Annotated in this window: 20 protein-coding genes, 1 pseudogene and 1 riboswitch; of the genes and pseudogenes, 16 read left to right on the top strand and 5 right to left on the bottom strand. The window is 71.6% G+C overall.

The window, feature by feature from the left end; translation table 11 throughout:
• Positions 1 to 51 precede the first annotated feature (51 nt).
• Both ACZ4TO_RS06225 and ACZ4TO_RS06220 read right to left on the bottom strand, forming a co-directional pair.
• On the bottom strand, positions 52 to 531 hold the full coding sequence (locus tag ACZ4TO_RS06225; RefSeq protein ID WP_468023794.1) for a nucleoside deaminase: 480 nt from the start codon (positions 529 to 531) through the stop codon (positions 52 to 54).
• A gap of 130 nt (positions 532 to 661) precedes the next feature.
• Positions 662 to 1,498 (bottom strand): LLM class flavin-dependent oxidoreductase, encoded by an 837-nt coding sequence (locus ACZ4TO_RS06220; RefSeq protein WP_468023557.1) that lies wholly within the window; start codon positions 1,496 to 1,498, stop codon positions 662 to 664.
• Between the two features lie 249 nt (positions 1,499 to 1,747).
• Positions 1,748 to 1,857, top strand: a riboswitch (SAM riboswitch).
• Between the two features lie 222 nt (positions 1,858 to 2,079).
• On the opposite strand from ACZ4TO_RS06220, the gene ACZ4TO_RS06215 reads away from it, so the two are divergent.
• From ACZ4TO_RS06215 to ACZ4TO_RS06170, 10 genes and pseudogenes are all read left to right on the top strand, one after another.
• Complete coding sequence (locus ACZ4TO_RS06215) at positions 2,080 to 3,714, top strand: ABC transporter substrate-binding protein (protein WP_468023556.1); 1,635 nt, start codon at positions 2,080 to 2,082, stop codon at positions 3,712 to 3,714.
• On the top strand, positions 3,711 to 4,790 hold the full coding sequence (locus ACZ4TO_RS06210) for an ABC transporter permease (RefSeq protein WP_468023555.1): 1,080 nt from the start codon (positions 3,711 to 3,713) through the stop codon (positions 4,788 to 4,790). The genes ACZ4TO_RS06215 and ACZ4TO_RS06210 overlap by 4 nt, the downstream gene beginning before the upstream one ends.
• Before the next feature lie 3 nt (positions 4,791 to 4,793).
• Positions 4,794 to 5,765, top strand: a complete 972-nt coding sequence (locus ACZ4TO_RS06205; RefSeq protein ID WP_382788190.1) for an ABC transporter permease — start codon at positions 4,794 to 4,796, stop codon at positions 5,763 to 5,765.
• Entirely contained in the window at positions 5,758 to 7,482 is a 1,725-nt protein-coding gene (locus ACZ4TO_RS06200; protein ID WP_468023554.1) for an ATP-binding cassette domain-containing protein, read from the top strand. Before ACZ4TO_RS06205 ends, ACZ4TO_RS06200 begins: the two co-directional genes overlap by 8 nt.
• Positions 7,479 to 7,742 carry a DUF6059 family protein gene (locus tag ACZ4TO_RS06195; protein ID WP_468023553.1) on the top strand — a complete coding sequence of 88 codons (264 nt, stop codon included), beginning with the start codon at positions 7,479 to 7,481 and terminating at the stop codon, positions 7,740 to 7,742. The genes ACZ4TO_RS06200 and ACZ4TO_RS06195 overlap by 4 nt, the downstream gene beginning before the upstream one ends.
• Positions 7,743 to 7,847: 105 nt before the next feature.
• Positions 7,848 to 9,143: a bifunctional 3-oxoadipate enol-lactonase/4-carboxymuconolactone decarboxylase PcaDC gene (pcaDC, locus tag ACZ4TO_RS06190; protein ID WP_382788184.1), complete on the top strand. Its 1,296-nt coding sequence runs from the start codon at positions 7,848 to 7,850 to the stop codon at positions 9,141 to 9,143.
• Positions 9,144 to 9,215: 72 nt separating this feature from the next.
• Entirely contained in the window at positions 9,216 to 9,851 is a 636-nt protein-coding gene (locus tag ACZ4TO_RS06185; RefSeq protein ID WP_468023552.1) for an MBL fold metallo-hydrolase, read from the top strand.
• Between the two features lie 107 nt (positions 9,852 to 9,958).
• On the top strand, positions 9,959 to 10,738 hold the full coding sequence (locus ACZ4TO_RS06180) for an exodeoxyribonuclease III (RefSeq protein ID WP_382788180.1): 780 nt from the start codon (positions 9,959 to 9,961) through the stop codon (positions 10,736 to 10,738).
• A 254-nt stretch (positions 10,739 to 10,992) separates the two neighbouring features.
• Positions 10,993 to 11,433, top strand: a complete 441-nt coding sequence (locus ACZ4TO_RS06175; protein ID WP_361686709.1) for a DUF6278 family protein — start codon at positions 10,993 to 10,995, stop codon at positions 11,431 to 11,433.
• A gap of 405 nt (positions 11,434 to 11,838) precedes the next feature.
• Positions 11,839 to 12,078, top strand: a pseudogene (locus ACZ4TO_RS06170) (amino acid ABC transporter permease); the annotation flags it as partial.
• 48 nt (positions 12,079 to 12,126) lie between these two features.
• On the opposite strand, the gene ACZ4TO_RS06165 reads toward ACZ4TO_RS06170, so the two are convergent.
• The gene (locus ACZ4TO_RS06165) at positions 12,127 to 13,701 is read right to left on the bottom strand and encodes an alpha/beta fold hydrolase (protein WP_385048534.1); all 1,575 of its coding nucleotides are present in this window, start codon (positions 13,699 to 13,701) and stop codon (positions 12,127 to 12,129) included.
• Between the two features lie 186 nt (positions 13,702 to 13,887).
• The gene (locus tag ACZ4TO_RS06160; protein ID WP_382788175.1) at positions 13,888 to 14,712 is read right to left on the bottom strand and encodes a hypothetical protein; all 825 of its coding nucleotides are present in this window, start codon (positions 14,710 to 14,712) and stop codon (positions 13,888 to 13,890) included.
• A 103-nt stretch (positions 14,713 to 14,815) separates the two neighbouring features.
• Between ACZ4TO_RS06160 and ggt the strand changes: the two genes are divergently transcribed.
• The gene (gene ggt / locus ACZ4TO_RS06155) at positions 14,816 to 16,633 is read left to right on the top strand and encodes a gamma-glutamyltransferase (RefSeq protein ID WP_468023551.1); all 1,818 of its coding nucleotides are present in this window, start codon (positions 14,816 to 14,818) and stop codon (positions 16,631 to 16,633) included.
• A 134-nt stretch (positions 16,634 to 16,767) separates the two neighbouring features.
• On the opposite strand, the gene map is transcribed toward ggt, so the two are convergent.
• Positions 16,768 to 17,535 carry a type I methionyl aminopeptidase gene (gene map, locus ACZ4TO_RS06150; RefSeq protein ID WP_468023550.1) on the bottom strand — a complete coding sequence of 256 codons (768 nt, stop codon included), beginning with the start codon at positions 17,533 to 17,535 and terminating at the stop codon, positions 16,768 to 16,770.
• 32 nt (positions 17,536 to 17,567) lie between these two features.
• Here map and ACZ4TO_RS06145 point away from each other — a divergent pair, with 32 nt between their 5' ends.
• The 5 genes from ACZ4TO_RS06145 (at position 17,568) to ACZ4TO_RS06125 (ending at position 23,915) form a co-directional block, all read left to right on the top strand.
• Positions 17,568 to 17,822, top strand: a complete 255-nt coding sequence (locus ACZ4TO_RS06145; RefSeq protein ID WP_382788169.1) for a helix-turn-helix domain-containing protein — start codon at positions 17,568 to 17,570, stop codon at positions 17,820 to 17,822.
• 194 nt (positions 17,823 to 18,016) lie between these two features.
• Positions 18,017 to 18,952, top strand: coding sequence for an HAD hydrolase family protein (locus ACZ4TO_RS06140; protein WP_468023549.1), 936 nt, complete (start codon positions 18,017 to 18,019; stop codon positions 18,950 to 18,952).
• Positions 18,953 to 19,154: 202 nt separating this feature from the next.
• Positions 19,155 to 21,326: a hypothetical protein gene (locus ACZ4TO_RS06135; protein ID WP_468023793.1), complete on the top strand. Its 2,172-nt coding sequence runs from the start codon at positions 19,155 to 19,157 to the stop codon at positions 21,324 to 21,326.
• A 466-nt stretch (positions 21,327 to 21,792) separates the two neighbouring features.
• On the top strand, positions 21,793 to 22,635 hold the full coding sequence (locus ACZ4TO_RS06130) for a nitrilase-related carbon-nitrogen hydrolase (RefSeq protein ID WP_382788163.1): 843 nt from the start codon (positions 21,793 to 21,795) through the stop codon (positions 22,633 to 22,635).
• A complete protein-coding gene (locus tag ACZ4TO_RS06125) occupies positions 22,632 to 23,915 on the top strand; it encodes an aspartate aminotransferase family protein (protein ID WP_467839796.1) in 1,284 nt (427 codons plus the stop codon). The genes ACZ4TO_RS06130 and ACZ4TO_RS06125 overlap by 4 nt, the downstream gene beginning before the upstream one ends.
• Positions 23,916 to 23,956 lie beyond the last annotated feature (41 nt).

Here is a 23,956-nt window from a genome sequence, read left to right as displayed (position 1 = left end):
CGGGCCCGGCGGCGCGTCACGCCGCCGGGCCCGGTTCGCTCCTTCGCGCCGTCAGCCCGCCGCGTCGAGGCCGGCCCGGAAGCGCAGATGCAACTCCTTGACCTGCTGGGCCAGTTCGGGGACCGGTCCGGCGGTCTCCACGCCGGGTACGACGTCCCGGACGGACAACGGGCTCAGGGGCGAGGTGATGGGCACGCCCCACTCGGCCTTCCAGTCCCGGGCCTGCTGGGACGAGCTCGCGTACACGATGCGGCCCAGTCCGACCCAGCCGTGCGCGGCCGCGCACATCGGGCAGTGCTCTCCCGAGGTGTAGACGGTCGCAGCGGCCCGCTCCTCGGGGTTCAGGTTGGCCGCGGCCCAGCGGGCGAGTTCGAACTCCGGGTGCCGGGTCGGGTCCCCCGTGCTGGACTCGCGGTTGCGGTCCTCGGCCAGGACCTTGCCGTCCGCGTCGGCCAGCAGGGAGCCGAACGGCCAGTCGCCGGCGTCGACCGCCTCGGCCGCCAGCTCCAGACAGCGGCGGAGATGGACCAGGTCGGCCGCGCTGACGGCGGAGGACCGGGCGCCGACACCGTCGGGGTTGTCGCTGTGGTCAGGGTCGTGCGTGGTGGGGGCCACCGTGGCTCCGTCTCTGTGGGGCTTGGGCGTGGAGGGGTGCGGTGCGCTATGCCAGGTTCGCGGCCACGGTGGCCAGCGCCTGCCATGCCACCTCGGGCCTGAGGGTCTCGTCCGGGTCGCCGTTGTAGGGGTCGAGGACCACCGTGCCGGCACCGGCGAGGCGCAACTGCTCGATGTCGTCGAGGACCTGCTCGATGGTGCCCTCACCGGCCCGGCGGTCCGGATGGTCGACCGGCTTCGGCGTGAGCCGCAGAACGATGCGCGGGGCCAGGTCGGGCACGGGCCGGCCGAGTTCGGCCGCGATGTCCTTCAGCCGGTCCACCGCGTCGCGGAACCACGGCATGGTGAACCGGAGCGGATGCCACGGCAGGCCGTGGCGGGCCGCCCGGCGCAGTCCCGCGTCGCTGTTGCCGCCGATCCAGAGCGGAATCCGCCCGCTCCCGTAATCGGCCTCGTCGGCCCACGCCGTTCGCAGGGTCTCGAGCAATTCGTCGGTCAGCGCGCCGCGCCGCTCGAAGGGAACGCCGAGCGCCTGGAACTCCTCCCGGGCCCAGCCGACACCGACACCGAGGACCAGTCGGCCGCCGGAGAGCTGATTGAGGTTGGCCGCCATCCTGGCGACCAGCAGGGGGTGCCGGTAGGGCGCGATGAGAACCGTCGTGCCCAGCTTCACCCGGGCCGTTTGACCGGCCAGCCAGGAGAGTGTCGTAAAAGGGTCGTAGAACGGGGCGGGATACTGTTTCGCGACATCCGATGTGATGGCCACATGGTCGGAGACCATCAATAGGTCGAAGCCGAGGCCTTCCACCGTCTTGGCCCAACGGGAAAGGGTTTCCGGACCGGTTCCGGGTCCGAAATTGGGAACGTTGACGCCTATCTGCATGGCCCGAGCCTAGCAACCTGGCGCTGGTGAAGGGCAGTTGACGAGCGTGCATTTCCGGCCGCAGCCTACGCCTCCGTCCGAAGGCCCGGGTCCGTGCAATATGATTGCAATCTGACATACCGTCAGATGTCATTCGCATTGCTTGTCGGGCGGAGAACTCGCCGTTCTCTCAGGTCCGCCGGAATCTCTTCCGCCGGCGACTCGGGAAGCCCTTGACGCCGGGAGAACCGGGAATCTACGGTGAGCGCGAGCTACGAGTTCCGGTGATCAAGCCCTGGCTGGCCGGACGGCAACCCTCGACGCAGTGGGGTGCCCCAGGTGAAGGCTCGGCGGATCTTCCTGTTCTGCAAGTGCGTTCCCATCCGGCCCGAGAGCCGACGACCTTCCCGGGAGGACAGCGTGCCGACGCGCCTTGTGCTGTGCTCTCGACGCCACGTGGATCTGCTGCTGGTCTGCAGCTGCCTCTGTCACGGCTGACCCTCCCTCACCCCGCCCTCCTTCACACGACAGCGCGCGCTCGGCATGCCCCGCCTGCCGAAGCCCCCTTCGTGCACCCCACCCTGCGGAAGCGGAGACCAGCCATGGCACAGCACGGCACCACCAGACCCTTCCGGTCCCTCGGCGCGATGTCCCTCGGCACGGCGCTCCTGGTCGCCTTGACCGGCTGCACGAGCAGCAAGACGTCCACCGGCTCCACGGCGGCGGCGATCACCGTCGGCACCACGGACCAGGTGACCAGCCTCGATCCCGCGGGCTCGTGGGACGCGGGCTCCGGGACCATCGAGAGCGAGGTCTACGCGACCCTGCTGAGCGTGAAGAACGGGGCCACGGAGGTCTCCCCGGACCTGGCCACCGGGATCGAACCGACCGGCCCCAAGGAGTACACGGTCACGCTGAGGAAGGGCCTGAAGTTCGCCAACGGCCACGAACTGACCTCGTCCGACGTCAAGTTCAGCTTCGACCGCAATCTGAGGATCGCCGACGAGAACGGTCCTTCGTCCCTCCTGTACGACCTCGACTCCGTCGCCGCCCCGACGCCGACCGAAGTCGTCTTCACCCTCAAGTCGGCCGACGACACGCTGTTCCCGCAGGTGCTGTCCACCGCCGCCGGCTACATCGTCGACGAACAGGTCTTCCCCGCCGGCAAGATCCTGGACGACAAGACGATCGTGGCGGGCAAGCCGTGGAACGGCCCGTACGGCGTGCGTAGTTACGACAAGAACTCGCTGGTCTCCTTTGCCGCCAACAGCGCCTACGGCGGCGGTCTCGGCACACCGAAGACCAAGAACGTCCAGTTGAAGTACTACACCGACGCGAGCAATCTGAAGCTCGATGTCCAGCAGGGCACCGTCGACGCCGTCTACCGCACGCTCACCACCGCCGACCTCGACGACCTCTCCAAGAAGAAAGACATCAAGGTCCACACCGGTTCGGGCAACGGCATCCGCTACATCGTCTTCGACTTCCGGACCCAGCCCTACGGCACCAGGACCAAGAAGCCCGACAAGGCCAAGGCGCTGGCCGTACGGCAGGCCGTCGCCGACTCCGTCGACCGGACCCAACTCGCCCAGCAGGTCTACAAGAACAGCTACCAGCCGTTGTACAGCTCCGTGCCCGACGGACTCACCGGCGCCACCGCCTCCTTCAAGTCGCTCTACGGCGACAAGAAGGGCGGCCCCGACAAGGCGGCCGCCGCCGCGCGCCTCAGGGCGGCGAAGGTGACCACCCCGGTCACCCTCAGCCTCCAGTACAACAGCGACCACTACGGCTCCTCCTCGGCCGACGAGTACGCCCTGGTCAAGACCCAGCTCGAGGCCACCGGCCTGTTCAAGGTGAACCTCCAGTCCACCGAGTGGACCCAGTACGGCAAGGACCGCGTCAAGCACCTGTACCCGCTCTACCAACTGGGCTGGTACGCCGACTACCTGGACGCCGACAACTACCTCTCGCCCTTCTACTCGGCCAACAGCTGGGTCGCCAACGACTACTCCGACCCCGCCGTCCGGGAGCTGATAAAGAAGGAGGAGACGGAGACCGACGCCACCGCACGCGCCGGACTGCTCAAGCAGGCACAGGACAGGGCCGCCGCCTCGGTGCCCCTGCTGCCGCTGCTCCAAGGGTCCACCGCGATCGTCACCCGCACCGACGTCAGCGGGGTGCCCGACGAACTGAGCAGCGCGTACCAGTTCCGCTGGGCCGGGCTCGCGAAGAAGTGAGCGCCCTGACCCGGGACGTCCCCGGCGCCGCCGCTCCGGCCGGCGGCGCCGCGGGGTACGGACTCCTCCGCCATCTGGTGGTCCGCTTCCTCCTCATCGTCCCCACCGTGCTCATCCTGGTCAGCCTGGTCTTCTTCCTGATGCGCGCCACAGGGGACCCGGTCAGTGCCGCCTTCGGCGACCGCCTCACCCCGGACCAGCTCCAGGCCAAACTGCACCAGGCGGGCTACGACCGGCCGCTGCTCACCCAGTACCTGGACTACCTGAGTTCCCTGGCCGCGGGCGACTTCGGCCGCACCGTCACCGACGACCAGCCGGTGACCCACGTGCTGGGCACCTACGGGGCCGCCACCGCCGAACTCGCCTTCAACGCACTCGTCGTGGCCCTCGTCGTCGGGGTCCCCCTGGGCCTGGTCGCGGCCTCGTACCGGGATCGCGCGCCCGACGCGGCGCTGCGGCTGTTCGCCGTCCTCACCTACGCCACCCCCGTGTTCTTCACGGGGCTGCTGCTGAAGCTCGTCTTCGCGATCCGGCTCGGCTGGCTCCCGGCGTCCGGCCGGGCGAGCACCGACGTCCAGCTCTTCCTCCAGGACCAGTCCAGCACGACCGGCCTCTACCTCGTCGACGCCCTGCGAAGCGGTGACGGGGCGGCCGTCGTCGATGTCCTGAAGCACGCCGTACTGCCCGCCCTGGCGCTCGGCCTGCTCGTGGCCGGCATCCTCCTGAGGCTGGTCCGCACCAACCTGATCGGCACCCTCTCCGCCGACTACGTGGAAGCCGCCAGATCCCGCGGAGTGGCGCCCCTGCGCCTGGTCACCCACCACGCGGCCCGGCCCGCCCTGATCCCCGTCATCACCTTCCTCGGACTCCAGGTCGCCGGGCTGCTCGGCGGAGCGGTGCTGACCGAGACCACCTTCGAATGGAAAGGCCTCGGCTACGAACTGGCCCACTACCTGACGGTCCGTGACTTTCCGGCGGTCCAGGGCATCGTGGCCCTGTTCGCCGTCGTCGTGGCGCTGACGAACTTCGTCGTCGATGTCGTCGCGGCCCTCGTCGACCCCCGAGTGAGGTACTGAGCCGTGGCCCAGCTCCTCCTCCGCCGGCGGACCGTGCTGCCGCGGCGCCTGCGCGTCCGCCTGCGCACCGGCGGCGCGGTCCAGCGGGCCATGCTGCTCACCGGCACGGTCCTCACCGCGCTCTTCGTCCTCGCGGCGCTCCTGGGCCCGCTGCTCGCCCCGCACGGCTTCGCGCAACTCCGCGACGAATCCGGCCTGTTCGGATCACAGCAGCCTCCGAGCGGAGCACATCCCCTGGGCACCACCATCGCGGGGTACGACGTGCTGTCCCGCACGGTGTGGGGAGCCAGGACCGCCCTGGAGATCATCCTCGCGGCACTGTCGCTGTCGGTGGTGCCGGGCACGGTGCTCGGCCTGGTCTCCGGATACCTCGGCGGCCGGCTGGACCGGACGCTGGTCGGGGTGGCCGACGCGCTCTACGCGTTCCCGCCGCTGCTGCTCGCCATCGTCATGTCGATCGTGATCAGCGGCGGCCGGTCGAGCCTCGCCGGCGGTCTCGGCGCGGCCGCCTGCTCCGTGGCCGTGGCCTTCGTCCCGCAGTACTTCCGTGTCGTACGGGCCGAGGTGATCCGGGTGAAGGCGGAGCCCTTCGTGGACGCGGCCCGTGTGATCGGCACCGGAACCCGGCGGATCATGTCCCGGCACGTGCTGCGCAACTCGGTCCGCACCCTCCCGCTGATCTTCACCATCAACGCCTCCGAGGCCATCCTCACCCTCGCCGGGCTCGGCTTCCTGGGCTTCGGCATCGAGCCCAACTCGGCCGCCGAATGGGGATACGACCTCAACCGCTCGGTCGCCGACGTCACTTCGGGACTGTGGTGGACCGCGGTCCCGCCCGGTCTGGCCATCGTCCTGACCGTGCTCGGCACCACCCTCCTCGGCGAGAGCCTCACCGATCTGGCCGACCCCCGGCTCCGGCGGCGGGCCGCGGCGGCGACACCCACGACGACGGACGGAGGCACGCACGATGACTGACCTGCTGCGCATCGAGGACCTGCGGGTCACCTTCGCCACCGACGCCGGTCCGGCCCCGGCGGTGAGAGGAGTGAACCTCGCCGTCGCTCCGGGAGAGGCGCTGGCCCTGGTCGGCGAGAGCGGCAGCGGCAAGACCGTGACCGCCAAGTCGGTCCTCGGTCTGCTGCCCGCCACGGCGGCGACCCGCGGCCGGGTGCTGCTGGGCGACGGCACCACCGATCCGGACGAGGACGTGCTCACCGCGTCCCCGGCCCGCCTTCGCGAACTGCGCGGCACCTACGCCGCGATGGTGTTCCAGGAACCGTCCACGGCCCTCAACCCGGTCTTCTCCGTCGGCTGGCAGCTCACCGAGGGACTGCGGGCCCACGGGCACGGCGGCAGCAGGGCCGAACGCCGTGCCCTGGCCGTCGACTGGCTCGAGAAGGTCGGCATCCCGGACCCGGCCACACGCGTGGACCACTACCCGCACCAACTCTCCGGCGGCCAGCAGCAACGCGCGGTGATCGCCATGGCCCTCGCCCTCGGCACGAGGCTCATCGTGGCCGACGAACCCACCACCGCGCTGGACGTCACCGTCCAGGCGGAGATCCTGGAGCTCCTGCACCGGTGCCGCACGGACTTCGGTACCGCGGTGCTCCTCATCACCCACGACATGGGCGTGGTCGCTGACATGGCGGACCGGGTGGCGGTGATGCGCGAGGGCGAGGTGGTGGAACAGGCGCCGGTCCGCGCGCTGTTCGCGGCGCCCGGCCACGCCTACACCCGGGAGCTGCTGGCCGCCGTCCCCGTCTTCGGCCGGCAAGGAGGCCGCGCGCCGGCGTCCGCCGCGCAGAGCGGGCCGCCGGTCGTGCGCGCTGCCGGGCTGGTCGTGGAGCACCCGGGACGGCTCAGGAGGAAGGGCTTCAGGGCGGTCGACGGCGTGAGTTTCGAGATCGGACCGGGTGACGTGCTCGGGCTGGTGGGGGAGAGCGGCAGCGGCAAGACCACCATCGGCCGGGCGGTCGCCGGTCTGACGGCCGTGACCGGCGGTGAACTCGAGGTGTTCGGCGAGTCCTTGACGACCCGGCGACGCGCACGCGGCCGGGCCGGCCACATCGGCTACGTGTTCCAGGACCCGGCGGCCGGCTTCAACCCGCTGCTGACCGTCGCCGACAGTGTCGCCGAACCGCTGGCCGTCCACCGGCGCGATCTGGCCGCCGCGGCGATCCGCGCCGAGGTGGAGACGCTGCTGGAATCGGTGCACCTGCCGCGCTCCTACGCGGACCGCTACCCCCACGAACTCAGTGGCGGTCAGCGGCAGCGTGCCGCCCTGGCCCGCGCGCTCGCGCTGCGGCCCGGGCTGCTCGTCGCGGACGAACCCACCACGGCCCTCGACGTGTCCGTCCAGGCGAAGGTGCTCGGCCTGTTCGCCGAACTCCAGCGGGAGCTGGGCTTCGCGGCGCTGTTCATCAGTCACGACCTCTCGGTCGTGGAGCAGGTCGCCCACCGGGTCGTGGTCCTGCACCGCGGCCGGGTCGCCGCGTCGGGTTCGACGGCCGAGGTACTGGGCAGGCCCCAGGACGACTACACCCGTGGGCTCGTCGCCGCGCTGCCCGTCCCCGACCCGGTCCGCCAGTCCCGCCGACGGGATCCGCTCGCCGGCGTCCGGGAGGACCGGGATACCCTCCGTTCCCACGGCGGGGTGGACGCCCTCGACGAAGGAGCGGCAAGGACATGACCGACAGGCGCCGCGCACGCCGATGGACCGACGTGTTCGCCCGGTGGACCACCGGTCTGCTGGCGGTCGGCTCCATGCTGTCGGGATGCCCGCTGCCCGAGCCCTCCGTCCGGGGCGGCGAGCCGGACCGGACGCCGGACACGAACTGCCGGCCACCGGCCGGGCACCCGGAGCGTCCCGCCGCGCACGTCCCGCCGACGGACGTGGAACGTGAGCTCTGGTGTGCTCTGGGTATAGAGGTCCGGCGAACATATACGTGAAGCCGGGCCGGAGGACCCTCACGACGCCACCCCATAGAGGGACAGCTCGCACGGAATTCAGGCCCGATCACGTGAAAATTCGTGTGATGTGAGAGCGTGCAGGGCGTGAGTGAGACACCGACGAATACCCTGCAGTACCGCCTCGACGGCCCGGAAGACGCTCCGGTCCTCATACTCGGACCCTCGCTCGGCACCACCTGGCACATGTGGGACCGGCAGATTCCCGAGCTCTCGAAGAGCTGGCGGATCTTCCGTTTCGATCTTCCGGGACACGGCGGGGCGCCCGCCTATCCTGCCGGATCGGTTGCGGAACTGGCCGGACGGCTGCTGGCGACCCTCGACCGGCTGGGCATCCAGCGTTTCGGATACGCGGGCTGCGCCTTCGGCGGGGCCATCGGGCTCGAACTGGCGCTGCGCCGCCCCGAGCGGGTGGCGTCCCTGGCGCTGATCGCCGCCTCGCCCCGTTTCGGCACGGCCGACGAGTTCCGGCAGCGCGGGGTGGTCGTGAGGTCGAACGGCCTGGACCCGATCGCCCGTACCTCGCCCGAACGCTGGTTCACGAGCGGGTTCGCCGCGGCCCAGCCCGCGATCACCGAGTGGGCCGTGCAGATGGTCCGCACCACCGACCCCGGCTGCTACATCGCGGCCTGCGAGGCGCTCGCCGCCTTCGACGTACGGGGCGAGCTGGGCATGGCGGGCGTTCCCACCCTCGTCCTGGCCGGCTCCGACGACGAGGTCACCGGGCCCGCGGAGGCGCGCACGCTGGTCGCCGGGATACCGGACGCCCGGCTCGCGGTCGTCCCCGGTGCCTCGCACCTGGTCCCCGTGGAGCAGCCCGCCGCCGTGACGGATCTGCTCGTACGGCACTTCTCCAGTGCCTGGCTGCCCGCCTTCGACTCGTCCACCGGGCAGATGGCGGTCCAGGTGGCGCAGGCCTACCCGGTGCAGGCGGCCCCGCCGCCGGTCGCGCCCTTCGCCGAGATCGCCCCGGCCCCCGTCGCCCCGGAGCCCGCGGGACGGCAGGACCCGTACGACATCGGGATCAAGGTGCGCCGCGAGGTGCTGGGCGACGCCCATGTCGACGGGGCGCTGACCTCGGCGGACGAGTTCTCCGGAGACTTCCAGGAGTTCATCACCCGGTACGCCTGGGGCGAGATCTGGGACCGGCCCGGACTCGACCGGCGTTCGCGGAGCTGTGTGACGCTGACCGCGCTGGTCGCGGGGGGCCATCTCGACGAGCTGGCCGTCCACACCCGCGCCGCCCTGCGCAACGGGCTCACCCCGGTGGAGATCAAGGAGGTGCTGCTCCAGACCGCCGTGTACTGCGGAGTCCCGGCGGCGAACAGCGCTTTCCGGGTGGCCCAGAAGGTCATCCGTGAGGAGACCACCCCCCAGGAGTGAACGGGCGGGGTCGTCCGGCGGACTCGTCCACAGGAGTGACCCCCGGGCCGGGTGCGGGGGCAGGATGGACTCATGAAGCTCACGAAGAAGTCGCACTCCTGCGTCCGTCTCGAGAAGGACGGGCGGACGCTCGTCATCGATCCCGGGGGTTTCAGCGAGGAGGACGCCGCCGTGGGCGCGGACGTCCTCCTCGTCACGCACGAGCACCCGGACCACTTCGACGAGGAGCGGCTGCGCGCGGCGATGGAGGCCGACCCGGCCGCCGAGATCTGGACCCTGCGGTCGGTGGCGGAGAAGGTCTCCGCCGCCTTCCCCGGCCGGGTGCACACCGTCGGTCACGGCGACACCTTCACCGCCGCCGGGTTCGACGTCCAGGTGCACGGCGAACTGCACGCGGTGATCCATCCGGACATCCCGCGGATCACCAACGTCGGCTATCTCGTGGACGGCGGCCGCCTCTTCCACCCCGGGGACGCCCTGACCGTCCCCGAGCGGCCGGTCGAGACGCTGATGCTCCCGGTGATGGCCCCGTGGAACAAGATCTCCGAGGTCATCGACTACGTGCGCGAGGTGAAGCCGCAACGCGCGTACGACATCCACGACGCCCTGCTCACGGACCTCGCGCGGCCGATCTACGACCGCCAGATCGGTGCCCTCGGCGGCTCCGATCATCTGCGGCTCGCGCCGGGAGCGTCGGCGGAGGTCTGAGCCGTCCGCGCCCGCACCCGCGGTGCCCTCGCGCCGTCCCGGAGAGGCGACGGCACGGAGTGTCTCCGGCGGACCCGTTGTCGTACCCGCCCGGTAGGTTGTGAGGCATGCGTATCGCGACCTGGAACGTGAACTCGATCACCGCCCGTCTCCCGAGACTGCTGGCCTGGCTGGAGAGCAGCGGCACGGACGTGCTGTGCCTCCAGGAGGCCAAGGTCGCCGCCGAGCAGTTCCCCGCCGAACAGCTCCGCGAGCTGGGTTACGAGTCGGCCGTGCACGCCACGGGACGGTGGAACGGCGTGGCGGTGATCTCCCGGGTCGGTCTGGAGGACGTGGTCAGGGGCCTGCCGGGCGGTCCCGAGTACGAGGGCGTGGAGGAACCCCGGGCCGTCTCCGCGACCTGCGGTCCGGTCCGCGTCTGGTCGGTGTACGTGCCGAACGGCCGCGAGGTGGAGCACGCGCACTACGCGTACAAGCTCCAGTGGTTCGAGGCCCTGAGAGCGGCGGTGGCGGGCGACGCGGCGGGAAGCCGCCCGTTCGCGGTGATGGGCGACTACAACGTCGCGCCCACGGACGACGACGTGTACGACGTGGCCGCGTTCGAGGGACTGACCCATGTCACCCCGGCCGAGCGTGCCGCGCTGGCCGCGCTGCGCGAGGAGGGTCTGACGGACGTGGTCCCGCGCCCCCTCAAGTACGAACACCCGTACACCTACTGGGACTACCGCCAGCTCTGCTTCCCGAAGAACCGCGGCATGCGCATCGACCTCGTCTACGGCAACGAGGCGTTCTCGACGGCGGTCAAGGACGCGTACGTCGACCGTGAGGAGCGCAAGGGCAAGGGCGCCTCGGACCACGCGCCGGTCGTGGTGGACCTGGACGTCTAGCGCGGTGACGGGCGGAGGTGCCTGCTTCGGCACCAGGACGTGCCCCTGGGTGCCCGCGACCGGGGGCAGGCGTTCCGCCCCCCGATCGCGGGCACCCTTACGTGGGGGGCGGCTCGGCAACCGGTGACGACCCGAGGTGTTTCTCCAGGCGTCACCATTCGCCTGATTCCGTGATGAAATCCCGCGAGCTACATTTTGTTCACATACCGGGAACACGGAGCTGCGACGATCGCACCCCCACGGAGAGGCCGGCCATGAACATCCCCTTCTTGGACAAGCTGCTCAAGCGGCATCCGGTACGACAGGGGCGCCCCCTCGCCAAGGCGTTCGAGGACGACCCCGTGGGTGTGGCCGAACTGCTCTCCGAGTGTGAACTGCTCCGTTCCCAGGCCGCGGCCGTCGGGCTCGAACTGGACGACACCCCGGACTCGTTGGTGGCGCTCGACCAGCTTCTGCCGCTGTGGCGCGACGACCCCGAGGCGCTTCCCTGGCTGGGCAACGACGCCGGGCTCTATCTCGGCACCGTCGTCGTGCGCACGGTGCCGGGTGCCTCCTGGCACGTCTGGCCCGGCGGCAGTCCCGCCGTCCGGCTCCCCTCGGGCCGTGAGATCCCGGTCGTCGAGGCCGGCCTCGACTGGGCCGTGCAGGGCGTCCCCGAGCTGTCCCAGATGTACGCAGAGGCCACGGAGGCCTGACCGGAGGGCCGGGCCGACCCGCCCGGCACCGCCCGGGCGTCGCGATCCCCGTCGCGATCCCCGTCGTGATCCGCTCGTCATCCAGCCTCAAATACGGCTTATGGCCCGACGTGCGTGTCGTCCCTTATGTGGTGTTTTGCATCGATAGTTTGCGGTGACCGCCCCGGCCGACGGCAGGCTGGACCGGGACGGACCGTCGATCCCTCGATCGACCCGTACGACGTCACCACGCACTTCGGGGAGCCGCATGTTCCGCAGGGCCACGCCCTCGCCAACGGCAAGGGGAATGGCGGTCGTGATCACCGGTCCGTCGAACAGATCGTCAACTGCCGCGTGAGGCGCGGCAATCCGTGTCCGAACCCGCCGGTCCCTCGGTGGGGGCGCAGGCATGCGGCCCTTGCCGGGGACTTCTCCGGGCCCGGGAGGCTGATCGCGGCGATCCTCGACTACGATTTGCCGTTCATCCCCGTGATGACGGTGACCTCGCCGATCCGCATCGGGATGTGTGTGCCGCTCTCCCGGTCCGCCCCGCGGGCGTACGGGCGAAAGCGGCACAGTCCCGAGACCGAGGCCGTGGACGTGGCTCCGGCCGAACCAGGGACGCTGCTGCCGGGTGGGGTACCCCCCACAGCCCCGAAACGGTAGGGGGAGCAGCAGCTCACAGGGCCAGGCCCGGCCGGCGCCAGCCGGAGATCACTGCTCGCGCAGGGGTACCGACACGTAGGACGGGTCGTGCTCCGGTGAGGAGAAGGTCAGCTGCGCGCCGGACGGGTTGTGCTCGATGTACAGCGGGTCGACCGTGTCGACGACCAGGGCGAGCCGGTGCCCGGCCGGGACGTCGTAGGCCGTGGAGAACAGGTCCAGGTCGACGCCGAACGGCTTGCCGGGCGTCTGCCCGTGGAAGGTGTACGGCGCGTTGCTGACCAGTTTGCCGATGCCGAGCGGGCCCACGTCGTAGAGGTAGGCGACGAAGGTGCCGCTCTCCTTGGTGCCGGTGACCGTGGTGTGGAGTTTCGCGGTCCCTCGTACGCGCTGGGCGCTCGGGTACTTCTCCGACTGCCACACCGCGGTCCAGTAGCGCGGCAGCAGCGGGATCGAGGCCATGGGCGGGATCCGCGTGAGCTGGTCGAGGATGCTGGACAGGAAGATGATCCCGCCGTCCGCGCCCGAGTCGACGTTCGTGTGGATGCGGGTGGTGCCTTCGAGGGCGATCTTCCGCGTGGTGGCGCCGACCGACTTCCAGTCCGCGTAACCCTCGTAGCCCCCCGTGGAGCGGGACGCGAGCTGCACCGGCTGCTCTTGGTCGATGCCGTTGTCCTGGCCCCGCAGATAGTGGTCGAACCAGCGGGCGGTGTCGGTCCACACGTCGTTGGGAAGTCCGAACAGACCGGTGATCTCGGCGGTGGCGTGGTCGCCGGGACGGAACTCCAGCCGCTTGGGTCCGGTCAGTTCCTCGTAGAACTTGGCGTACTGGTTGGCCGAGAAGATCGTGTCGCCCCAGGTGTTGGCCATGAAGACGGCGGGGTGGTTCTTGTCGAGCTGGTCGAGGTAGGTCTCGGGAGAACGTTTCTTCCCCCACTCGATCAGGTCCTGCTCCTTGGCGAGATTCCCGGCGAAGAAGTCCTTGAACACCTGGTCGGTCTCGGCGCTCGGGTGGCCCGTGATGTGCCCGACGCCGTCCAGCAGGGCGGCCGCCTGGACGTGTTCGGTGCGGCCGGAGTAGATCGACGTGGTCAGGTCCGCCCAGCCGCTCAGCGCCGCGACCGCCTTGATGCGCTTGTCGTGCGCGGCGGCCAGCAGACTGATCCCGGCGCCGTACGAGACACCCGCCACGCCCACCTTCCGCGCGTCGGCCGGGGTGTTGGCGAGCGCCCAGTCGATCACCCTGGACACGTCCGCGGTGTCGCGGGGGCCGGCGACGTCTATCTCGCCGCCCGACTGCCAGAAGCCGCGGACGTTGTAACCGACGACGACATAGCCGGAGTTCGCGAGTTTCTGAGCCTGGGCGAGGTACTCGATCTGGGGCAGGCCCCAGCTCGTGGGCAGCACGATGAGCGGGTAGGCGCGGGTGCCGTCCGCTCCCGCCGGGGTGACGACATTGGCCTTGAGGGTGGTGCCGCCGTCACCGGAGATGTCGACGAAGCGGACACCTCCCGAGCTGCCGGCGGCCTGGGCGGTGGGGGCCAGGCCCAGGCTCGCGGCGGCGATCAGCGTCGCGGAGACGGCGCCGACGGCGGACGTGCGCAGGGGGTTGCGACCGTTTCCCAACGGGTCACTCCTCACTTGGTCAGTGCAAGGTGACCCGACGGTAACCGCGGCGCCTTACTCGAAGTAACCCGTCGGTAAGTTACGTGCGAGTAACGATTGTTGAAGTGTTCATTTCCACCCGTTCAAACCTCTTCGGAGTGCGCCTCGGTGAACGGCCGGAAAGCGTCGCTCCCCGCAGACCGGGCGTCAGGTGCGGCGACGTGCCCGGGGCGCGGCCGGCTTCGCCGCTGCCTCTCCGTCCGGGCCGGGCTCGGACGCCGGGTCCGGCGCCGGGTCCAGGGCCGGCGGCGTCGGCAGCGGGGCCTGGGCCGCGCGGGTGACGTCCGCGACGACCTCGACCACGTCGGGGCCGTACGCCTGGGAGTTCACGACCTTCAGCAGCAGGACGAAGCTGTTGCCGCCGTGCTTGCGGGCGAGGCGCGCGTGGTTGCGGGCGAGATAGCGGGTCGCCGCCTGGTTGGTGATCGCGCGCTGGCCGCAGAAGAGGAAGACGGGTCTCACATCGCGGCTCTGGCCCGCGGTCAGCCGGGCGAGGATGACGTACTCCGCCTGGCCGGATTCCAGTCGGTAGCGCTCGCTGCCGATCTGGAAGGCGCCCCGGTCGGGTCCGCGCCCGGAGTCGACGTTGACCTGCACGCCCGGCAGCAGGGACTGCAAGTGCGCCGCCATGCGCCGGTTCGACGCGGGTCCGCCCACGCAGAACTCCGTGCGCTCGCCGAAACCCTGCTGGGTCGCGTCGTGCGCGATGACCTGGGCGTGCGCGCCGCAGTCCTTGATCAGCGCGGACAGTTCGAGAAGCGCGAACACGTCGTGCCGCATCACCGTGAGTTCGGGACCGCCCGCCTCGCGGTTCACCACAAGGAGTGACTCGGAGTTGTCGGGCAGCCCGAAGAACGCCTGCTTGCGGCGCAGCTTGCGCTTCCACAGGTAGGTGCGGGCGACCCAGCCGAGCGTGGCACTGAGGCCGGCGGCAAGGACGCCGAGGACGATGTTGCGCACGTCGTCATTCATGGGCGCGCATGCTAGCGGGCCCACGAAACCGTGTTCGAGGGGGCCTTATGCGGTGACGGTGGTGAAGTTACGCTGCGCGGACGGCTGTTGACTGGAGGTATTGATGCGACGTCCTCTTGCGCGGAATCTGACGGTCCTGGCGGTTTCGGCCGCGTCGGTGTTAGTGGGTGCGGCCGCGCCACCGGGAGCGCCGGCGACGGGCACGGCCGCGAGGACGCCCGTCGCGAAGGTGCCCGTCGCGGTCGGGTCCGGGGGCGCGGTGGCGAGCGTCGACGCGGACGCCTCCGCCGCGGGCATCGAGGTGCTGAGGAAGGGCGGCAACGCCGTCGACGCGGCGGTCGCCACGGCGGCGGCCCTCGGCGTCACCGAGCCCTACTCGTCCGGCATCGGCGGCGGCGGGTACTTCGTCTACTACGACGCCAAGTCCCGTACGGTGCACACGATCGACGGACGCGAGACGGCACCCCTGAGCGCGGACTCCGGGCTGTTCCTGGAGAACGGCAAGCCGCTCGCCTTCGCCGACGCCGTGACCAGCGGGCTGAGCGTGGGCACACCGGGCACGCCCGCCACCTGGCAGACGGCACTGGACTCCTGGGGCAGCAGACGCCTGGGCACCGTCCTGGAGCCGGCCGAGCGCATCGCCCGCTCCGGGTTCACGGTCGACCCGACCTTCCGGGCGCAGACCGAGTCGAACCAGGCCCGCTTCGCGAACTTCCCCGACACCGCGAAGCTGTTCCTGCCCGGCGGCTCGCTGCCGGTCGTCGGATCGACCTTCAAGAACCCCGATCTGGCCCGTACGTACGAGGAGCTGGGCAGGAAGGGCACGCGGGCCCTCTACACCGGCGCACTCGGCCGGGAGATCGTCGACACCGTCGACAAGCCGCCCGTGGACCCCGCGTCCGGCTACAACGCCCGGCCCGGCAAGCTCTCCCTGAGGGACCTCGCGGCCTACGGGGCCAAACGCCAGGCGCCCACGAAGACTTCGTACCGCGGTCTGGACGTCTACTCGATCGCGCCCTCCTCCTCCGGCGGCACCACCGTCGGCGAGGCGCTCAACATCCTGGAGCGGACGGACCTCTCGAAGGCGAGTGAGACGCAGTACCTGCACCACTACATCGAGGCGAGCCGGATCGCGTTCGCGGACCGGGGCCGCTGGGTGGGTGACCCGGCCTTCGAGGACGTGCCCACCAAGGGCCTGCTCTCGCAGAAGTACGCCGACAGCCGGGCCTGCCTCGTCAAGGACGACGCCGTGCTGACGAGCCCGCTCGCGCCGGGCGACCCGAGGAGTCCCGCCGCGTGCGCCGCCACCGGGACGGCCGCCCCGACGACGTACGAGGGAGAGAACACGACCCACCTCACGGTGGCCGACAAGTGGGGCAACGTCGTCGCCTACACGCTGACCATCGAACAGACCGGCGGCAGCGGGATCACCGTCCCGGGGCGCGGCTTCCTCCTCAACAACGAGCTGACGGACTTCTCCTTCGCCCCGGCCAACCCGGCCGTGCACGACCCGAATCTGCCGGGTCCCGGCAAGCGGCCGCGCTCGTCCATCTCGCCGACCATCGTCCTCGACCGGCACGGCAAGCCCGTCGTCGCGCTCGGTTCACCCGGTGGCGCGAGCATCATCACGACCGTGCTGCAGACGCTGACCGAGTTCGTCGACCGCGGTCTGCCCCTGGTCGACGCGATCGCGGCGCCACGCGCCAGCCAGCGCAACGCCGCCCAGACCGAGCTCGAACCGGGCCTGTACGACAGCCCGTTGAAGGCCGGGCTCGAAGCCATCGGGCACTCCTTCAAGCTGAACCCGGAGATCGGCGCGGCCACGGGCGTCCAGCGCCTCCCGAACGGCACCTGGCTGGCCGCGGCGGAGAAGGTCCGCCGCGGCGGCGGCTCCGCCATGGTCGTACGGCCCGCGTCCTAGCCGGATCACCGGCCGCGGACCGCGGACCGCGGAGTGCGGACCGCGGGGCAGGGGTGTGCTCTGCCCCGCGGTCGCCGGTCGCCGGTGGCCGCGGGGGGCGGGCCGTCCGCCTCGTGACCGTGGGGGACCGCGGGTCAGCGGGCCGTCAGGATGCGGGGGCCCGAGTCCGTGATGGCCACCGTGTGCTCCGCGTGCGCGGCGCGGGAGCCGTCGTTCGTGCGCAGGGTCCAGCCGTCGGGAGCCGCGTGGTAACCGTCCGTGCCGCCGCCGATGAGCATCGGTTCGATGGCGAGGACCATGCCGTGCCGCAGCGGCATCCCGCGTCCGGGGCGGCCCTCGTTCGGGACGCCCGGGTCCTCGTGCATCCGGCGCCCGATGCCGTGGCCGCCGAACCCGTCCGGGATCCCGTACCCGGCCTTCCGGCACACCGTGCCGATGGCGTGCGCGATGTCCCCGATGCGGTTGCCCACGACGGCCGCCTCGATCCCCGCCGCCAGGGCCCGCTCCGCGGTCTCCACGAGCAGCGCGTCGGCGGGGCGGGGCTTGCCCACGATGAAGCTGATCGCCGAGTCGCCCACCCAGCCGCCCAGTTCGGCGCCGAAGTCGATCGAGACGAGGTCTCCGTCGCGCAGCCGGTAGCCCGTCGGGATGCCGTGCACGATGGCCTCGTTCACGGAGGCGCACACGACCGCGGGGAAGGGTGTGGGCGCGAAGGAGGGGTGATAGCCGAGGAAGGGCGACGTCGCGCCCGCGTCGCGCAGGATCTGGTGCGCGACCTCGTCCAGCTCCAGCAGGGAGACGCCCACGTCGGCGGCCTCGCGTACCGCCGTGAGTGCCCTGCCCACGACCTGGCCGGCCGCGTACATCTCGTCGATCGATGTGTCCGTCTTCAGTTCCACCATGCCAATTACTATACCGGTATTAGAATGGTGTCATGGTGCGAACCCCACTGACCCCCGAAGAGCACGAACGCGGCGAGCGGCTCGGCCGGCTGCTGCGCGAGGCCCGCGGCGGCCGCAGCATGGCGGACATCGCGGGGGTGGCGGGAATCTCCGCGGAGACCCTGCGCAAGATCGAGACCGGGCGGGCTCCGACCCCGGCCTTCTTCACGATCGCCGCTCTGGCGCGGGCCCTCGGTCTCTCGATGGACGAGATCGTCGTGCGGTGCGCGCTGGTGCCGGCGGCTTGAGGCTTGAGGGCCTGAGGGCTTACGTGGGTCCCGGGGTCTTGGGGGTCCAGGCCCTGAAGCCCTGAAGCCCTGAGGTCCTTGGGTTCTGAGGTCTCTGGGTCTCGGGGTCCGGCTCGGGCGGTCCGTGCTGAGAAATTGTTGAATTCACTGCTCGTTCCCTTGTCGTCTACGCGCGTAGTCACTACCCTCCCGCCATGTCGAACACCAACACCCGCTCCGGCATGGCGACTTCGCGGCAGCCGACGCCCGGTGAAGCAGGGCCACCGGCGGAGCGCACGACGAGGCGCGGACGCCGTGCGCCCACGGTCGTGCGGCTCGTCTGCACCGATCTCGACGGCACCCTGCTCGACTCGTCCGGCGCCATCCGTGAACGCACCCTGAGCACGCTCGCGGAGGCGGAGCGCGCCGGGATCGCCGTGGTGGGGGTGACCGGACGGCCCGTCCGCGACACCCTGGACCTCGCCCGGTCCTACGGGCTCACCGGGCCCGTGGTGTGCAGCAACGGCGCGGTGACGGTGGACGCCGCCTCGGGGCGGCTGCTGGACTGCCGGGGATTCGGCCCCGGCGACGCGGCGGGGATCCTGCGCGCGGTCCGTGACGCGGTGCCCGGGATCGCGCTGGGGGTCGACTCCGTGTCCGGGCTCCGCCTGGAGACGGCCTTCGTGCGTCTGGTGCCGAACACCTGGCGCCATGTGGCGCGGGACGCGGTGTCCGCACCGGCGGACGCGGACGCGGACCCGGTGGTCAAGATCCTCGCCGCCCATCCGATGCTGCTGGTGGATGAACTCGCCGCCGTGATCGCCTCGGTCGTCGGGGGCCGTGCGGTGATCACGAGGTCCACCGGCGACTTCCTCGAACTGTCCGCTGCCGGCGTCGACAAGGGGGAGGCGCTGCGGACGCTCGCCGAGCGGAGGGGGCTTCCGTCGGAACGCACCGCCGCCGTGGGCGACATGCCCAACGACATCCCGATGCTGCGGGCGGCCGGGCTCGCCGCCGCCGTCGCCAACGCCCACGAGGACACGCTGCGCGCCGCAGACATCGTGCTCCCCAGCAACGACGACGAGGGCGTCGCCGCCCTCATCCGGCTCCTGCTGCCCCGCGCGGCGGGGGTGGAGGCCTGCCGGATCTGAGGGGCGCGGTGGGGTCCGCCGGCCCGGACCGTCCGGCGCGCGGAAAGCCGTTCGGTCCGGCGCACGCCCGCGTGGGCGTGCTTCGGCGCGCCCCCTCGGCGAGGGCTCCGCGTCCCCGCCGAAAACTCCCCGTAGTCGATCCGTAACACGACTGGTGTTCTCTGTCGGGTCGAAGTGCTCACGTCGGGCGGGGAGTTGAATGATGAATGTAGGACAACTCCCGGAACAGGTACTGGAGTTCGCGCGGTATCTGAACGGGCTTGTGGACCGGCTCGATCGGAGCGGCGGCTGGTGCGGGGTCTTCTGGCAACGCGACCCCGACGGGATGCGGGCGTGCCTCGAAGGACGCGAGGTGCCGCCCTGGGACGTCGTGGAGGCGCTCCTCCAGGACGTCTCCGGGCAGTACGGGGAGCGGGCCGCGGCCCAGGAGACGGCGCGGGCGCGGGCGCTCCACGCCGCCTCGCTGGCCGCGTACGACGTCCGTCCGGGCGGCCGGGACGCGCTCGGCGACCGCCTGGACGTCATGCTCCGTGAACAGCGCTACGCCGCCGAGCGCCAGGTCGAACTGAGCGGACGGCTTCCCGCGGCGGCGTCCCGGGGGGAGGCCGAGGCCATCCGCCTGGACCTCGCCTGGGCCCAGGACGATCACGAACGAGCTACGGCCCGCTGCGCCGAGCTGCGCCACCGCATGGACAACGTCGACCGCCACGCCCTGCGCGTCCGCGCACGGCACATGCCGGGTTACCCGGCTCCGGACCCCAGGGCGGGCGTGTGGCGGCCGGAGAACCGGCCGGACCCGTCGGGAGGGCACCTGCCCGGGGGTCACCCCTCGGCGGGGAGCCGGCCCGGCGGGGGCCTGACCGCGGGGGACCCGTCCGGAGCGGGAGACGCCTGGCGCGGCCGGGAGCCGGGCGGTGCGCGAGGCGCGCACTCCGGCGCGTGGCCGGCCCCGCAAGCGGGCGCGCACGGCGCCGACGGGACCTCGACCGTCCATGCTCAGGGCTCCGGCTCGGGCCCCGACCTGGGTTCGGGGCCGGGCGTCGGCCCGGGCCCCGGGTCAGATCCCGGCCTCGGACCTGGGCACGGTGGGGGACCGGTCTTCGGTCCCGGGCAGGGCTCTGGCTCCGGGTCTGGGCATGGTGTGGGTTCGGGCTTCGGTCCCGGGCAGGGCTCTGGCTCCGGGTCTGGGCATGGTGTGGGTTCGGGCTTCGGTCCCGGGCAGGGCTCTGGCTCCGGTCCTGGGCGGGGTTCTGGCGCCGGACCTGGTCACGGTGGGGGACCGGGACCCGACTCCGGCACCGGATCGGCCCCCGGTTCCGGCATGGTCCCCGGCCTCGGGGCAGGGCAGGGCTCAGCGCACAGCCCCGGCTCAGCGCACAGCCTCGGCTCAGCGCACAGCCCCGGCTTCGTCCCCGGACCCGCCGCGGGGTCGGACCCCGGCCCGCGTCCGGCGGTCGCCGAGCAGCCGGAATCCTGGGCTCCTTCCGCGAGCCACGTTCACGGCGGCCACGCGCAGCCCGGGTCCCGGCGTACGGGTCTCGCGCCGGACGGCGACAGGTCCCGTCCCGCGGAACGGGTCGCCGCGCCCGCCCCGGCCCACGACAGGACCCCGCCCGACGCCGACCCCCATGCGGCCAAGCGTTCCAAGCGGCGCCGCAGAGGGGGCGCGCGTTTCGCGGGGATGGTGGACGCCGACGTGGCTCCCGTGGCCGTGCCGGAGACGGGTCCTGCGCTGCCCGAGCCGCCCGCGCAGGGCGGACGTACGCCGCGCGGCGCGCGTTTCGCCGGTGCCGCCGAGGAGCCCACGCACCCGCACGCGACGGCCCGGCCGGAGCCGCCGGACGAGGGCGCGCTGCGGCACACCGCGGAGACCGTCGCGACGCTCACGCGGCTGCGCGGCGAAGGCCGCAGCGGCGAGGCGCACGCCCTGCTCGTCGAGGCGGCGTACTGGCCCCCGGCCCGCTTCCCCCTGCTCGCCGCCGAACTGCACGGCGCCGGACTCGACGCGGACTGGGCCACCCTGCTCTGGGAGGCGGCCTCGCTGCCCGCCGACCGGCTGGTCGCCGCCGCCGACGCGCTCACCGTCGCCGGCCGCACCGCGGACGGCAGGCAGATGCTGCGCCAGGGCGTCACCCGGCCCGCCTCCGAGATAGGGGCCGCCGTCCTCGGCCTCGCCGACCAGGGCCGAGGCCGTGAGCTCGGCGCGCTCCTCGACGCCTACGTCCGGGTGTGCGCCCCGGAGGAGGCCGCCCGCAGCGCCGAGGCGGACCCGGACCGCCTCGTACCGCTGCTCCTGCGGGCGGCCCGGGGTGTGTCCGACGAATGCCAATGGGACCTGGTCCACGCCTTGCGTGTCGCCGGGTTCACGGCATGACCCTCGGCCCGCGACCGGCCACGGCGTGACCCAGGCCCCCCGCCCGGCGAAGTCACGGCGAGGCCATCCGCCCGGGGTCCGCCACGGTCACGGCGACGCCTGTCCGAGGTCGCCCGCCCGGCGTCGCCCGCGCCCGTGGCGCCCGCCTGGGCCCGCCCGCGCCCCCGCGCGCACGCGCCCAGCGCCCCCCGCGCGCAACGCGCCCCGGAGCCCGACGCCGCCCGCGATCCGGCGGCCGCCCGTGCCGCGCGGCGGCCGCGGCCCGGTCCGCCGGCGTTCCCACGATCGGCCGTACCTCCGGCTTCGGCGGCCACGTCACTCACCCGTGAGGGTCAGAAACGTGATCGACTCAGCGGGTTAACGACGATGGTCTTGGCAAGGCTGTCCGGGGGGCTTACTTTCGAGCCTCTACAGCCTTTGTCTACGGGCGTAGAGGCTCTCTGACGTCCCGTCGAAGGAGCAGCTCATGGGCAACGTCGTACGTGCCGCCCTGGTCCAGGCCACCTGGACCGGCGACACCGCATCCATGGTCGCCAAGCACGAGGAACACGCCCGTGAGGCGGCCCGGCAGGGTGCCAAGGTCATCGGGTTCCAGGAAGTCTTCAACGCCCCCTACTTCTGCCAGGTCCAGGAGCCGGAGCACTACGCCTGGGCGGAGCCGGTCCCGGACGGGCCGACCGTCACCCGGATGTGTGAGCTCGCGCGCGAGACCGGCATGGTCATCGTCGTACCCGTGTTCGAGGTCGAGCAGTCCGGGTTCTACTACAACACCGCGGCCGTGATCGACGCCGACGGCACCTACCTCGGGAAGTACCGCAAGCACCACATCCCGCAGGTGAAGGGGTTCTGGGAGAAGTACTACTTCAAGCCCGGCAACCTCGGCTGGCCCGTCTTCGACACGGCCGTCGGCCGGGTCGGGGTCTACATCTGCTACGACCGGCACTTCCCCGAGGGCTGGCGGCAGCTCGGTCTGAACGGCGCCCAGCTCGTCTACAACCCCTCCGCCACCTCCCGCGGCCTCTCCGCCCACCTCTGGCAGCTCGAACAGCCCGCGGCGGCCGTCGCGAACGAGTACTTCATCGCCGCGATCAACCGGGTCGGGCAGGAGGAGTACGGCGACAACGACTTCTACGGAACCTCGTACTTCGTCGACCCGCGGGGCCAGTTCGTGGGCGAGCGGGCGAGCGACAAGGCCGAGGAACTCATCGTCCGCGACCTGGACTTCGGCCTCATCGAGGAAGTACGCCAACAGTGGGCGTTCTACCGCGACCGGCGCCCCGACGCCTACGAAGGGCTGGTGCAGCCGTGACCGACCTGTACACCCGCCACCAGGCCGTCCTGCCGGACTGGCTCGCCCTTTACTACGAGGACCCGATCGAGATCACCCACGGCGAGGGCCGCCACGTCTGGGACGCCGACGGCAACAAGTACCTCGACTTCTTCGGCGGCATCCTCACCACGATGACCGCGCACGCCCTCCCCGAGGTGACCAAGGCCGTCAGCGAGCAGGCCGGCCGGATCATCCACTCCTCGACGCTCTACCTCAACCGGCCGATGGTCGAACTCGCCGAACGCGTCGCCCAGTTGTCCGGCATCCCCGACGCTCGCGTCTTCTTCACCACCTCCGGCACCGAGGCCAACGACACGGCCCTGCTGCTCGCCACCACCCACCGGCGCAGCAACCAGATCCTCGCCATGCGCAACAGCTACCACGGACGGTCGTTCAGCGCGGTGGGGATCACCGGCAACAAGGGCTGGTCGCCCACCTCCCTGTCACCGCTCCAGACGCTGTACGTGCACGGCGGTGTCCGCACCCGCGGCCCCTACGCCGACCTCGACGACGCCGCGTTCACCGACGCCTGCGTCGCGGACCTCAAGGACCTGCTCGGCCATGTCCGTGCGCCCGCCGCGCTGATCGCCGAACCGATCCAGGGCGTCGGCGGCTTCACCGCGCCCCCCGACGGCCTGTACGCGGCCTTCCGCGAGGTCCTCGACGAGCACGGCGTCCTGTGGATCGCCGACGAGGTGCAGACCGGCTGGGGCCGCACCGGCGAGCACTTCTGGGGCTGGCAGGCCCACGCCGCCGCCGGACCTCCCGACATGCTCACCTTCGCCAAGGGCATCGGCAACGGCATGTCCATCGGCGGAGTCGTCGCCCGCGCCGAGATCATGAACTGCCTCGACTCCAACTCCATCTCGACCTTCGGCGGTTCACCGGTCACGATGGCAGCGGGGCTCGCGAATCTCACCTACCTGCTGGAACACGACCTCCAGGGCAACGCCCGGCGCGTCGGGGGTCTGCTCATCGAGCGGCTCCGCGCGGTCGCCGCGCAGTTCGGCGGCGTACGGGAGGTGCGCGGCCGGGGACTGATGATCGGCATCGAACTGGTGAAGCCCGGAACCGACCTGGCGCACCCCGAAGGAGCCGCGGCGGTCCTCGAAGCGGCCCGCGAGGAAGGCCTGTTGATCGGCAAGGGCGGCGGCCACGACACCAGCGTGCTGCGGATCGCCCCGCCGCTCTCCCTCACCGTCGCGGAGGCGGAGGAGGGCGCGGCGATCCTGGAACGCGCCCTGAGACGGGCCCAGTGACGGATGAGATGAGCAAGGGCGGGTGAGCCGACGGGGCGGCG

The sequence above is a fragment of the Streptomyces sp. NPDC028298 genome, from assembly GCF_055565895.1.
This window is presented reverse-complemented; position numbering and strand designations above follow the sequence as displayed.

Coding starts and splice junctions, on each gene's coding strand:
- ACZ4TO_RS06130 (WP_382788163.1), top strand. CDS start 21,793: ATGGGCAACGTCGTACGTGCCGCCCTGGTCCAGGCCACCTGGACCGGC.
- map (WP_468023550.1), bottom strand. CDS start 17,535: ATGGTGGAACTGAAGACGGACACATCGATCGACGAGATGTACGCGGCC.
- ACZ4TO_RS06135 (WP_468023793.1), top strand. CDS start 19,155: ATGAATGTAGGACAACTCCCGGAACAGGTACTGGAGTTCGCGCGGTAT.
- ACZ4TO_RS06140 (WP_468023549.1), top strand. CDS start 18,017: ATGTCGAACACCAACACCCGCTCCGGCATGGCGACTTCGCGGCAGCCG.
- ACZ4TO_RS06195 (WP_468023553.1), top strand. CDS start 7,479: ATGACCGACAGGCGCCGCGCACGCCGATGGACCGACGTGTTCGCCCGG.
- ACZ4TO_RS06175 (WP_361686709.1), top strand. CDS start 10,993: ATGAACATCCCCTTCTTGGACAAGCTGCTCAAGCGGCATCCGGTACGA.
- ACZ4TO_RS06215 (WP_468023556.1), top strand. CDS start 2,080: ATGGCACAGCACGGCACCACCAGACCCTTCCGGTCCCTCGGCGCGATG.
- ACZ4TO_RS06185 (WP_468023552.1), top strand. CDS start 9,216: ATGAAGCTCACGAAGAAGTCGCACTCCTGCGTCCGTCTCGAGAAGGAC.
- ACZ4TO_RS06145 (WP_382788169.1), top strand. CDS start 17,568: ATGGTGCGAACCCCACTGACCCCCGAAGAGCACGAACGCGGCGAGCGG.
- ACZ4TO_RS06180 (WP_382788180.1), top strand. CDS start 9,959: ATGCGTATCGCGACCTGGAACGTGAACTCGATCACCGCCCGTCTCCCG.
- ACZ4TO_RS06160 (WP_382788175.1), bottom strand. CDS start 14,712: ATGAATGACGACGTGCGCAACATCGTCCTCGGCGTCCTTGCCGCCGGC.
- ggt (WP_468023551.1), top strand. CDS start 14,816: ATGCGACGTCCTCTTGCGCGGAATCTGACGGTCCTGGCGGTTTCGGCC.
- ACZ4TO_RS06200 (WP_468023554.1), top strand. CDS start 5,758: ATGACTGACCTGCTGCGCATCGAGGACCTGCGGGTCACCTTCGCCACC.
- ACZ4TO_RS06220 (WP_468023557.1), bottom strand. CDS start 1,498: ATGCAGATAGGCGTCAACGTTCCCAATTTCGGACCCGGAACCGGTCCG.